Genomic DNA, 12,785 nt, shown 5'->3' on the forward strand with positions numbered 1-12,785 from the left:
TAAATTTAAAAAGGAGTAAAATAATTTTATAAATTTAGTGAGGTTAAAGTTTAAGTATAAATTCGAGCCAGAAAGCTCTAGCTCGAAAAGGGCTGCTACATCATGCCGCCCATACCGCCCATTCCGCCCATGTCAGGCATTGCAGGCATTGCTTTTTCTTCTTTTATTTCACTGATAGTTGCCTCAGTCGTTAGTAGCAAGCTAGCCACACTAACAGCGTTTTGAAGCGCGACTCTCTCAACTTTAACTGGATCGATGATACCGGCTTCAAACATATTTACATATTCGCCAGTTGCAGCATTAAAGCCAAAATTTGCATCTTTGCTTGTCTCAACTGCATTTGCTACTACGCCTGCGTCAAAGCCAGCGTTCTCAGCGATTTGGCGAAGTGGAGCACGAAGCGCTCTTCTAACGATCTCAGCGCCGATTGCCTCATCACCTTGTAAATTTAGATTTACACTCTTTGAAGCAAGGATAAGAGCTGAACCGCCACCTACTACGATACCCTCTTCAACAGCTGCACGAGTAGCGCTTAGAGCGTCATCTACACGGTCTTTTTTCTCTTTCATCTCAGTTTCAGTCGCAGCACCTACTTTGATAACTGCCACGCCACCGCTTAGTTTTGCAAGACGCTCTTGAAGTTTTTCTTTGTCATAGTCACTTGTTGTCTCAGCGATTTGCGCTTTGATCTGAGTTATTCTAGCGTCGATCGCTGACTTCTCGCCCGCACCATTTACGATAGTTGTGTTATCTTTGTCTATAACTACGCTTGAAGCTTGTCCAAGGTCATTTATAGTAGCGCTCTCAAGTGTTCTACCTAGCTCTTCGCTAATGACTTCGCCACCTGTTAAGATAGCGATATCTTCAAGCATCGCTTTTCTTCTATCACCAAAGCCAGGAGCTTTTACGGCTGAGATGTTTAGCACGCCACGAAGTTTATTTACAACAAGCGTTGCAAGTGCCTCGCCTTCGATATCTTCAGCGATGATTAGAAGTGGTTTGCCACTCTTTTGTACTTGCTCAAGCACAGGGAGTAGATCTTTTAAATTTGTGATCTTCTTGTCAAATAGCAATATGAATGGATTGCTTAGCTCTACTTGCATCTTTTCAGGGTTTGTGATGAAGTATGGGCTTAGGTATCCGCGGTCAAACTGCATACCCTCAACAACGCTTAGCTCGTCTTGGATAGACTTTGCCTCTTCTACTGTTATGACGCCATCTTTGCCGACTTTTTCCATCGCATCAGCGATAAGTTTGCCGATACTTTCGTCTGAGTTTGCAGAGATAGTAGCGATCTGAGCGATCTCTTTTGAGCCGGAAACTTTTTTAGAGATGTTTTTTAGTGCATCTATAAGAGCTGCTACTTCTTTATCCATACCACGTTTTACTTCGATAGGATTCGCGCCAGCAGTTACGTTTCTAAGACCCTCTTTAAATATCGCGTGAGCTAACACAGTCGCTGTTGTAGTGCCATCACCTGCTTGGTCGTTTGTCTTGCTTGCTACTTCTCTAACTAGGCTTGCACCCATGTTTTCGATAGTATCTTTTAGCTCAACTTCTTTAGCCACACTAACGCCGTCTTTTGTGATGTTTGGCGCGCCAAAGCTCTTTTGGACAAGGACATTTCTGCCTCTTGGTCCCATTGTCACTTTTACAGCGTCATTTAGTTTTTTTACGCCCTCGTATAGGCGGTTTCTTGCATCATCAGAGTAAAAAATTTCTTTTGCCATTGCATTTCCTTTCAATTTCAATTTATTTTAAAAAATCAGCCTTATTTATCATTGACAAAGGCATATTAATATCAAAAATTTTGCCGCGAATATTTGAATAGCCGTTTTTAGCTAGTCTTTCACTGTGCATTTTCAGATATTTTTCCGCATTCTCCTTATTGTCAAAAAGATAAATTCCGCCGGCTTCTTTTGTTTGTTTGTTCTCAGTCCAAATTTTCCATATCATACCGGGTTCTTGGTTGATGCTTTTAGCCAAATCCTCAAAAGCTTTTGACATCTCGTCTCCAAAAAGACCTTCTTGCGGAAAATCAACATACATAATTGCAGCCATCTGCAGCCTTATTTTAAAACGCCTAAAACATCGTCGATGTTTAAAACAAGATATGTTTTATCATCTAAATTTATCTCAGTGCCACCGTATTTTGCAAATACAACTTTATCACCAACTTTTATGCCCTCTACTTCAGCCCCGACTGCTTTTACCTCGCCGCTTAAAGGTTTTTCTTTTGCGTTATCAGGTATAATAATGCCCGAAGCTGTGGTCTTTGTCTCCTCTACGCGTTCGACTAGAACACGCTTGCCTAATGGTTGAAAGTTCATTGTTCATCCTTTTGGTTTAATTGTCTTTTTTAGCACTCTTTATTTTTGAGTGATGAAATCCTAGCACTTTTTTCTAAAAAAGTCAATAATTTATAGTTAAATTTTATTAAAACTTTAGTCACTTACACTAAAGTTTTATGATATGTAAAACTAATATAAAGGAAATTTATGAAAAAAATAGCCTATTTAGTAGTGGCTTTGGCACTGATAATCCTTTGCATTTTTGGCTTTATCTTTAGCTCTTTTGGTAATAAATTTATAGCCAACAAAATAGAAAAAGAGGCGCTCGCTCGTGGTATCGATGTGAAATTTAAAGATTTTAACCTTGGGCTTAGCACGCTAAATTTAGAAGCGACCGTGATGAGCGCCATAAATTTAAAGGCAAATGGCGGCTTCTCCTTGCTTGCTCAAAACATGAATTTGAACATAGACATAAACGCCGACAAGGCAAAGGCTAGCGAGCTTGGATTAAAAAAAGATGTCGCGCTTAAAGCAAACGTAGCTGGTAAATTTAGCGACTTCAAGCTAGTGGCAGCTGGCACGGCACTTGGTTCAAACATAAATTTAAATGCAAATTTAAAAGACTATCTGCCAAAAGCTCTAAATCTTGATGCTAAAAATATCGAGCTTTCTGAGATATCAGCCCTTACACAAAAGCCAAATTTAGCTAGTGGCAAGCTTGATCTAACGAGCAACATGCAGGGGGTTGATGAGAAAAATGAGCCGATCATTAACGCTCAAATTTTAGCAAGCGATGCAGCGATAAACAAAGAAATTCTTAAAAACGAATTTGGGCTAAATTTAGCAAAAGATATAAACTTTAAAGGCGGAGTAAATGCTAAATTTGCAAATGAAAAAGTGAGCGCAAAAACCCTTATCATTGCGCCTGAAGCCACTTTAAAAGCAAATGAGACGACTTATGATCTAGCTAGCAAAAATTTAAAGAGCGACTTTTTGCTAAACGTGCCTGATCTTGCCCTTTTTGGTAAGCTTTTTGGGCAACAGCTAAGCGGCGCTGTGGATGTAAACGGCGAAATTACAATGCAAGAAAATGCCCTTCAAAACCTAAAAGCTGAGATAAACGGCCTTGGCGGCAAGATAAATGCAAATTTTGATAGCAAAAACTTAGCCCTAAATGCGGCCAGCATAAAGCTAAAAGAGCTTCTAGCACTTGCCTTGCAGCCTAGCTACGCAGACGGGCAGATAAATTTAAACGCAAATTTTAGCGGCTTTGATGATCTAAAAAAGCTTGCAGGCGAGGCTAAATTTGAGATAAAAAACGGTCTTATAAATAATGGTCTTGCAAAGCTTAAAAATGCGGCAAAATTTGAGCTAAAAGGCGGCGCCACAGCAAAAGGTGAGCTTGTAAATTTTGACGCAAATGTGCTTAGCGACCTTGGCGAGCTAAAGGATGTAAAGGGCGTTTTTGACCTAAAAAATAGCCAAATTTTTAGCAAATTTGCCCTGCTCATTAGCGACCCTGAGAAATTTAAAGCGGTTAGCGGCTTTGAGGTAGGCTCAAAGATGGCGCTTGCTGGCGATGTGAAAGTCAAAGATAGCAAGATAGATGAGCTAAATTTAGGTGGCGATGCCTTTGCTGGCAAGCTAAACGCCACCATAAAAAATGAAAATCTTGATCTTAACCTAAAAGAGGCGCAGCTAGGAGAGATCTTGGCGCTTAGTGGTAACGACAGGCTAGCAAACGCTAAGACAAATGTCCAGGCAAAGGGGCAAAATATCTTTAGTAAAAGCCCAAGCGTCACCGCAACGATCGCTTTAAATGATGGCAAATTTAACGCCGCAGCGCTTAGCAAAATGCTTGATAAAAAATTCCCTGAAAACAAGAAATTTAGCTCAAATTTGAGCCTAGACTATAAAGGCGAAATGGCAAAATTTAGTGGCGACTTTCTTAGCTCGCTTGCTGATATAAAGGGCATAGATGGCAGCTTTGATCTTAGCAAAAGCACGCTAAACTTAAAACTTCAAGCGGTAGTTTCAGAGCTAAACAAGCTTGCATTTTTAGCTGGTCACGAGCTTCACGGTAAATTTGCAGCCCTCATAACAGCAAATGGCAAAGTGGACGACCTTGTAGTAAAAGCCACTTCAGATGATCTATTTAAGGGCAAACTAGAGGCAAACTACAAAGCTGGCGTGCTTGATACGGTGCTAAAAAATTTCGAAGTCAAAGGGCTAACGCAGACTTTGGGACTGGATCATCTATATGACGGCAACGGCGATGCTAAATTTGACTACGAGACAAAGCAAAAGGTCGGTAAATTTGACATCTTGCTAAAAGAGGGTCACCTAGCCAGCACAAATCTCACAAACAACATCCAGATATTTACTGGCAAGGATATCACAAAAGAGATCTACAAAGACGGCAAAATTTACGGCGATATAAAGGGCGATAATGTCGTTTTCAACGTAAATTTAAGCTCTCCAAAAAGCGATATAAAAGTTGCAGGCGGCACTTACAATACTGCGACAAAAATACTTAACGCGCCGCTTGTTTGCAGGCTCGAGAAGACCGATCTAAACGCGAAAATTTCAGGCACGACAGACAAGCTAAGATACGACGTCAGATCGCAATATCTCGAAAATAAGGTCAAAAAAGAGATAGGTAGATTTTTAGATAAAAAGCTTGGCAAAGATGATGAAGGCACAAACGGCGAAAAGCAAAATTTAAAGGGGCTTTTAAAAGGGCTATTTTAGATGAAAAAGGCGGAAAATTTAAAGTATCTAATGGGGCTTGGGCACTTTTGTAGCGACATAAACCAAAGCGCGCTTGGTACGATGCTGCCCTTTTTCATCGCGAGCTACCACTACGACTACGCAACAGCCGCCTCACTCATGACCGCCACAAATTTAGTAAGCTCGCTCATCCAACCACTTATCGGCCGCCTAAGCGACAAAAAAGAGCTGCCCTACGTCATCCCACTTGGGCTACTGCTTGCTGGCGGTGGCATGAGCCTTACCGGCTTTGTCACAAACTACTACCTCATTTTAGTTTGTGTAATGATAAGCGGTATCGGCGCCGCGCTCTTTCACCCAAGTGCCGCAAGGATCGTAAACTACGCCTCAAACGCTAAAAATAGAGCCAAAGTATAAGTATATTTTCATTTGGTGGCAACGTGGGCTTCGCGGTTGGGCCCATTTTAGTCGCCGTTTTTGTGGGAAATTTTGGCCTAAAAGGGACGCTAGTCTTTATAACCAAATCAAATCGCCCTAGCCTCCGGCGTAACGCTTGGCCTTAGTATAACGATCGGTGGCATATTCGCAACGGTCATCGGTAAGATCGCTGACATCTTTAGCCTAATGCACTCATTTTACTTTATCGCCATAGAATCGCTTATCTGAGCGGTTTCTAGCTACTTTTTAAGGCCAGTCACGAGATAAATAAATACCAAATTAAAATAAATTAACCTGATTTAAAATATTTAAATATTTTTTAGACTAATTACAATAAAATAACTAATTTAATTTAAGGAACAAATTTGGAACAGTTACAACAAGAAAAAAAATATATGTTAAAAAGCGCCAGAGAGTTGGGGATTATATCTTGTATCGTGGCGATATTTAAGTATCTAGTTTTCGTTTCAGGACTTTACAAAACCCTTGATCGTGATTTCAGCCTTATCCTCAAAGCATGCTGCGACTCTATCAGTTGGCTACTTTTATTTTTTGCCATTTCATTGATATGTTCTGTTTATAATTCCTCAAAACTAAGAACATATTTTAAAATTTTTACTATTTTCATTTTGATATATGTGATTTTAACTCTTTTGACTTTTAAAATTGTTATGTATCTAGGAGAAAGAAATTTTAACAATGATGATTTTATCTTTACGATATTGAATCATTTTTATAGCGACGAAGAGATCATGTATAATCATGACCTATTTAAACAGCTATTTATTTATCGTAGCTATTTATTGAGAGTATTATTCGTAACAGCATCACTATTTTTATTTATATCTATCGCAAAATTAATAAAAACAACAAAAGAAAAAATGTTTTGGACTTATGCATTATTTGGCGCATCTCATATAGCAAGCTACTTTATTAAAATTGATCATAAAATTTATGATTATATTGACATTGGAGCTTTCTTTCTTGCTTTAATCGCATGGTGGCGACTAAAGACACAAGTAAGTAGTGACGAAATCCAAGCAACTAGCGAAGGCGGGATTTTAAATGTGGCTACTATCAAATCTTCAAGCCAATTAGCCGCGACAGCTTGTTTATTTGGCCTTGTTGCAACTTTTTTTTACTATATATTTTTTGAATATTTGTTAGCACATCAAGAAAGAATGTCGCTTCGACCAATAATATTTATAAAGCCTCTTACTTACTTGGTAGTATTAGTGGCTATTTACTCTGCCGTTAAGCAGATAGCACATACGTTAAATGAGATAAGACTACATACAAATTTCTTATTTTTCTCTATCCTTTTTGTGATATTTACAATAGCAAAAGCAACAACTGACTACATGTATATATATGCTTACAATTATAATTTTTTAAATATCTTTGGTACGCACAATGCCTCAATTAAATCTTTAGTTTCTAGTGCCAATACAATCTTATACATTGGAGTATTTGCTCATTTGTTAGCTACAGTATTTTTATTTTTATTTACAACAAGATTAGTGAGCGCAACTAAAAGTAGGCTATTTTGGATAAATTTTATATTGTTTGCGATAAGTTCGGTCATACTTTTAGCACTACTATTTCCAGGTAGACCAGACTTTATAGGCCTTTTAACCAAAAACATAGACCTTTTTAATATAGCAGAGTTTTTCTTTTTATTAATTGCTTGGTATAGCGTGAAAAAAGATACAAGAGAACAGGATAGATCATAAAACGGCATCTGGCGATAAATTTATAGTTTAAACAGCTAAAGACAAGATGATTTTTTTGTCTTTAGTTTCGCTATGAGGAGACGAGGTAAAATTTACGATACGAATGGGCTCAAAAGCGGTAATATTTTGTGATAGATTTAAATGTTGCGCAGTTTAAAATTTGTGCAGACTAGACACATAAAATTTAAATTTTGACTACTGAATCATCAAGGCAAAGCATCTTGTGATGATTTTAAATGCTACGAAGAAATTTTCGACCGAAGATAGAACATATAAGTTCAGCTCGTAAAATTTAAACTACCAAGACAAGATTTTTTTGTTTTGTTTGGTAATTTTTAAACTCTAAGATACAGTATTTTTTGCTTGCTTCGTCTTGCTTGCAACGAGACTTCGCTACGAGGAGACGAGGCGAAATTTTATGATACAAAGGAGTATACATGAAGTAGAGTAAAATTTCAACGACGTATAGCAGAAAAAGACAAATCGCCAAAGACAAGAAATTTTTTGTTTTAGACAAGGCGGATGAGCAAAAACAAGGGAGCGTATATATGATACGTGACCGAAGTTTGAAGCGATATCCAACGCAGTATAAAATAAAAAGGGCTTGTCTTTTTTATAATTTTCTCATCTTTGCTATTTCATCTCTCAGCGCCGCCGCCTTCTCAAACTCCAGCTGTGCCGCCGCTTCAAGCATCTGCTTTCTTAGCTCTTTTACGATCGCAGCTCGCTCGCTAGCTGGCATCTTCTCTAAATTTTTACCACGTTTATAAATTTCACCATCATCTTCGACGTGCAAGCTCTCTTCGATATTCCTGCTTGCAGAGTGCGGCGTGATGCCGTGAGCTTTGTTGTACTCATCTTGAAATTTACGCCTAGCTGTTGTCGTATCGATCGCCTCTTTCATCGAGTGCGTGATCTTTTTGGCAAACATTAGCACCTTGCCATTTACATTTCTAGCCGCGCGCCCCATCGTCTGTATAAGGCTTGTGGTCGAGCGCAAAAAGCCCTCTTTATCGGCGTCCATGATCGCTATCAGGCTCACTTCAGGCAGGTCAAGTCCCTCACGGAGTAAATTTATGCCTATTAGCATGTCAAATTCGCCGCTTCTAAGCCCCCTAATGATCTCATTTCGCTCGATTGCGTCGATGTCTGAGTGCATATACTTGACCTTGACGCCAAGCTCGATGTAGTAGCGGCTTAGCTCCTCGGCCATCTTTTTAGTTAGCACCGTAACCAGCACGCGCTCACCTCTAGCGATCACTGCCTTTGCCTCGTCAAATAGTGCCTCGACTTGATTGTCACTATCTTTTATCTCGATCAAAGGATCAAGCAGTCCAGTAGGACGCAAAATTTGCTCATAGACATGCCCCTGGCTGATGCCAAGCTCGTATTCGTTTGGCGTGGCTGAGACAAAGAGAAATTTCGCCTTTTTGCTTATAAATTCATCAAATTTAAGCGGCCTGTTATCAAGCGCTGATGGTAAGCGAAACCCATACTCCACAAGCACCTCTTTACGGCTCCTATCGCCTGCGTACATACCCCTAAACTGCGGCAAACTCACATGACTCTCATCGACGATAACAAGATAGTCTTTGCCGCTTATCTCAAAGTAGTCAAACATCGAGTACGGCGTCTCTCCGGGCTTTTGACCAGTTAGGTGGCGTGCGTAGTTTTCGATGCCTTTGCACATACCCGTACTTGCCATCATCTCAAGGTCAAACTCCACCCTTTGCTTTAGCCTCTGCGCCTCTACTAGCTTGCCCTGCTCGTTAAACTCTTTTAAACGAATATCAAGCTCCTCTTCGATCTCTTTCATAGCGATCTTTAGCCTATCAGCGCCCACGATGAACTGGCTGGTCGCATAAAGCGTAAATTTAGAAATGTCTTTGAGCCGTTTATTATCAAGCACGTCAAAATGATACATCGTATCGATCTCATCGCCAAAAAACTCAACCCTTAGGGCTTCGTCGTTGTAATACGCTGGATAAATATCAACCACATCGCCATTTACACGAAAATCCCCCCTGTCAAAGTAGTTGTCGTTGCGCTTATAGCCCATATCCACAAGCTGCTCTAAAAGCTTTCTTTGGCTTATCTTTTCACCCACGCTAAGATATGCCACCATCCCCTTATACTCGCTTGGGTTACCAAGTCCGTAGTTTGCAGAGACTGAAGCCACGCAGATCACATCATCAAAGCTTAGTAAACTAGCCGTCGCAGAGAGGCGCAGGCGCTCAAGCTCCTCATTTACCGAGCTATCCTTTTCTATATATAGGTCACTTCTTGGGATGTAGGCCTCTGGCTGGTAGTAGTCGTAGTAGCTTATGAAGTACTCGACGTGATTTTTTGGGAAAAAGCCCTTAAATTCGCTATAAAGCTGCGCAGCTAAGGATTTGTTATGCGTCATTATAAGCGTTGGCATGTTTAGCTCACGTATGACATTTGCCATGGTAAAAGTCTTGCCAGATCCTGTCACGCCTAGAAGAGTTTGGTATTTATTGCCTGATTTTATGCTTTTTACTATCTCTTTTATCGCTCTTGCTTGGTCGCTGCTTGGGCTAAATTTAGATGAAATTTCAAATTTACTCATTGATTGCCTTTAAATTTGGGTGAATTTTATAGCAAAGATAGTGCTTTGTCAAATGAGAATTTTAATAAGAATTTAGCCTCTGCGTGTTAGAATACGAGCCTAATTATTATTTTAAAGGAACTTTTATGTTTGAAGATAATGCGATCTTAACCACACTAAGCGATAAAGTAAATGACCTGATCACAAAATATGACGAACTTTGCAAAACGAACGAAGAGTTGCGTAATGAGATCGTAACTTTAAAAGCACAAAATGAGGCAAAAAGCAATCAAATCATGCGTTTAGAAGAGGATCTTGACAAGAAAAATACCGAAGCTGACGATGTAATGAGAAAAATCGAAGCTGTCCTTGGCAGATAAGCTTGGCTAAAATATGAAAAAAATCACGCTCACGATATCATCTCGCGACTACACGATCACGCTTGATGATGATTTTGCTAAATTCTTTGAAGATGACTGGCAAAATTTAATGGGCGGACGCCAATTCATCGAGCCAAAAGAGCTTTTAAACGCCTTTATAGAAAAATGTTATGAAAATTATGCTGTGATAAAGGCGGTAAAAAATTTAACTGGCAACGTTGATGAGATATTAAAGCGAGAAGAGAGATGAAAAGACGAGCTTACACCTTGCTTGAGCTAATATTTATAGTAGTTATACTAGGTATTTTAAGCACAGTCGCTATACCTAGGCTATTTTTTTCTAGAAGTGATGCTACCGTCTCAAATGCAAAAACTCAACTTGCCGCTATAAGAAGCGGAATTTCACTAAAATACAATGACAATATCTTGCAAGCAAAGCCAGAATTTCCACAAAAGCTAGACGATGGCGATCCAAGCAAACTCTTTAAAAATGTTATAAACATACCGATAAAAGATAGCGGTAGCAAAAATGGCTGGCACAGAATAAGCGATGACAAATATACATTTAGGCTAGATGGCAAAGTAGCAAATTTCAAATACGACAAAAATACTGGTGATTTTGGTTGCAGCGATGAAAATGAAATTTGCAAATCACTTCAGTAATGCATTATTACATACTCGCATTTTATGGGCTAAATTTAGCCCCGCTAACTTATGAAAGCGATCAAAAACTAGAAAAATTTCAAGGCGTAAAAGCTTCTTTAAGAGGCAAAATTCTTACTGCTTTTATCATAAAAGAGACTGGCAAACCAGAGTTTAAAACAAGTAAAATTTTAGAAATTCTACCGATTAATCTAACTTCAATGCAAAGCGAATTGGCAATATTTATCTCAAAATATTACACGTGCGAGCTTGGCGTCAGCCTAAATTTATTTGAACCAAATGACACTATTGCAGTAGATCAAATTTTTGAAAATCAAAATTTTAATGTGGCACCCAAACTAAGCGAAAAACAGCAAGAGGCTTTGGATTTTATAAATAAACGTAAAATTTCACTCATCTTTGGCGACACTGGAAGCGGAAAAAGCGAAATTTACATCGCTAAGATTAGAGAAATTTTAAATGCAGGTACTCAGGCGCTATTTTTAATGCCCGAAATTTCACTCACGCCACAAATGCAAAAACGCCTTGAGAACTTCTTTGGCGAGGCAGTAGCAGTCTGGCACTCAAAGATCACGTCAAAGAAAAAAGAGCAAATTTTAAAAGATATAAAAAGTGGGAAAGTTAGACTCGTTGCAGGTGCGAGGTCGGCTTTATTTTTACCACTTGAAAAACTAAAACTTATCATCATCGACGAAGAACACGACGATAGCTATAAAAATACAGGCTCAAAGCCACACTACAACGCAAGAGATCTCGCCCTCTTTTTAACTAGTAAATTTGATCTACAAGTGGTGCTTGGAAGTGCCACGCCAAGCCTTACTAGCTTTTACAAGCAGGAGTATTTTCGCTTAAAAGGGACATATTTTGATTCGCAAAAAAATTACATTTTTGACGAGAGCGAGACTGGAATTAGTGAAATTTTAAAAGATGAAATTTCAAAAACACTCGCAAATAAAAAGCAAGCTGTCATCTGCCTGCCAACAAGGGCAAATTTTAAATATCTAGTCTGCAAAAACTGCGGTGAAACGCTAAAGTGCCCATTTTGCAGTATCGGTATGAGCTATTATAAAAAACAAAACGTACTAAAGTGTCAATACTGCGAGCATAAAATGGCTGTGCCGAAAACTTGTCACCAGTGCGGTAGCGAGATGATAGAGGCCAAAAAGATCGGTACGAGCGAACTACTTGAGAGGCTGCAAAATGAGTTTGCAAACGCCAGAATCGCTAAATTTGACAGGGACGAGATAACGACTCAAAACAAGCTCGTAAAGGCTTTAAAAGAATTTAACGACGGCAAGATAGATATCTTGCTTGGTACGCAAATGCTAAGCAAAGGGCATGATTATCACAACGTTGAGCTTGCTGTCATCATGGGCTTTGACGAGCTTTTAAATTTTCCTGATTATAAAGCCAGAGAACGAACACTTGCTCTTGCCATGCAAGTAGCCGGAAGAGCTGGTAGAAACGGGGTTGGCAGAGTTATCATTCAAAGCAAACAAAGAGAATTTTTTGAGAGCTACATCAGTGATTATGACGCATTTTTAAAAGAAGAGATAGATTATAGAAAAGAGCTTTATCCGCCATTTACTAGGCTTCTTCGCATTATCATCTCACATAAAGATGAACACATAGTAAAAAATACAATGAATGAATTTGTGCAAAGAATAGAACCTTTAAGAAGCGATGAGCTTGAGATCATAGGATACGGAAAGTGCCAGATAGAGTATCTTGGAAGCAAATTTAGATATGAAATTTTACTCCGCTCAAACTCTCATATACCTCTTTTAAAAGCTGCAAGCCTCTGCAAAAGCGAGCTTAGCGATATCGATATTGATCCAGTCAATTTTAGTTAAAAATGCTAGTCTAAAAACTATCCAACAAAGACATGGCAAATTTTAAAAATAGACATATAGAGAAACCTAATGCTTATGAAAGCATTATGGAATTTGATAAGTTGGCTATAAAGAGTAAGTAAAATTTT

11 protein-coding genes are annotated in these 12,785 nt (G+C 39.0%); 7 read left to right on the forward strand and 4 right to left on the reverse strand.

From position 1 onward, the window contains the following. Positions 1 to 95: 95 nt before the first annotated feature. Genes groL through groES form a run of 3 tightly spaced genes read right to left on the reverse strand, consistent with a single transcriptional unit; the run spans position 96 to position 2,330 of the window. Positions 96 to 1,730 (reverse strand): chaperonin GroEL, encoded by a 1,635-nt coding sequence (gene groL / locus CVT13_RS09170; protein ID WP_107812353.1) that lies wholly within the window; start codon positions 1,728 to 1,730, stop codon positions 96 to 98. Positions 1,731 to 1,752: 22 nt separating this feature from the next. Beyond that, entirely contained in the window at positions 1,753 to 2,061 is a 309-nt protein-coding gene (locus tag CVT13_RS09175; RefSeq protein ID WP_084042163.1) for a monooxygenase, read from the reverse strand. An 8-nt stretch (positions 2,062 to 2,069) separates the two neighbouring features. Then, the gene (gene groES, locus CVT13_RS09180) at positions 2,070 to 2,330 is read right to left on the reverse strand and encodes a co-chaperone GroES (protein WP_084042162.1); all 261 of its coding nucleotides are present in this window, start codon (positions 2,328 to 2,330) and stop codon (positions 2,070 to 2,072) included. 168 nt (positions 2,331 to 2,498) lie between these two features. Between groES and CVT13_RS09185 the strand changes: the two genes are divergently transcribed. From CVT13_RS09185 to CVT13_RS09195, 3 genes are all read left to right on the forward strand, one after another. Then, complete coding sequence (locus CVT13_RS09185) at positions 2,499 to 5,042, forward strand: tryptophanyl-tRNA synthetase (protein WP_107812354.1); 2,544 nt, start codon at positions 2,499 to 2,501, stop codon at positions 5,040 to 5,042. Further along, the gene (locus CVT13_RS10330) at positions 5,043 to 5,438 is read left to right on the forward strand and encodes an MFS transporter (RefSeq protein ID WP_199907293.1); all 396 of its coding nucleotides are present in this window, start codon (positions 5,043 to 5,045) and stop codon (positions 5,436 to 5,438) included. A 386-nt stretch (positions 5,439 to 5,824) separates the two neighbouring features. Beyond that, positions 5,825 to 7,192, forward strand: a complete 1,368-nt coding sequence (locus tag CVT13_RS09195) for a hypothetical protein (protein ID WP_107812355.1) — start codon at positions 5,825 to 5,827, stop codon at positions 7,190 to 7,192. A gap of 613 nt (positions 7,193 to 7,805) precedes the next feature. Here CVT13_RS09195 and uvrB read toward each other — a convergent pair. Further along, entirely contained in the window at positions 7,806 to 9,782 is a 1,977-nt protein-coding gene (gene uvrB / locus CVT13_RS09200; protein WP_107812356.1) for an excinuclease ABC subunit UvrB, read from the reverse strand. 125 nt (positions 9,783 to 9,907) lie between these two features. Between uvrB and CVT13_RS09205 the strand changes: the two genes are divergently transcribed. From CVT13_RS09205 to CVT13_RS09220, 4 genes are read left to right on the forward strand one after another with little or no spacing between them, the layout of a single operon-like run. Further along, a complete protein-coding gene (locus CVT13_RS09205) occupies positions 9,908 to 10,141 on the forward strand; it encodes a cell division protein ZapB (RefSeq protein ID WP_021091279.1) in 234 nt (77 codons plus the stop codon). Between the two features lie 13 nt (positions 10,142 to 10,154). Beyond that, a complete protein-coding gene (locus CVT13_RS09210) occupies positions 10,155 to 10,391 on the forward strand; it encodes a hypothetical protein (protein WP_054196819.1) in 237 nt (78 codons plus the stop codon). Further along, positions 10,388 to 10,804: a type II secretion system protein gene (locus CVT13_RS09215; RefSeq protein WP_103592913.1), complete on the forward strand. Its 417-nt coding sequence runs from the start codon at positions 10,388 to 10,390 to the stop codon at positions 10,802 to 10,804. Before CVT13_RS09210 ends, CVT13_RS09215 begins: the two co-directional genes overlap by 4 nt. Further along, complete coding sequence (locus CVT13_RS09220; protein ID WP_107812357.1) at positions 10,804 to 12,657, forward strand: primosomal protein N'; 1,854 nt, start codon at positions 10,804 to 10,806, stop codon at positions 12,655 to 12,657. The genes CVT13_RS09215 and CVT13_RS09220 overlap by 1 nt, the downstream gene beginning before the upstream one ends. Positions 12,658 to 12,785: the final 128 nt, after the last annotated feature.

Source organism: Campylobacter concisus, from assembly GCF_003049085.1.
GTDB lineage: Bacteria > Campylobacterota > Campylobacteria > Campylobacterales > Campylobacteraceae > Campylobacter_A > Campylobacter_A concisus_H.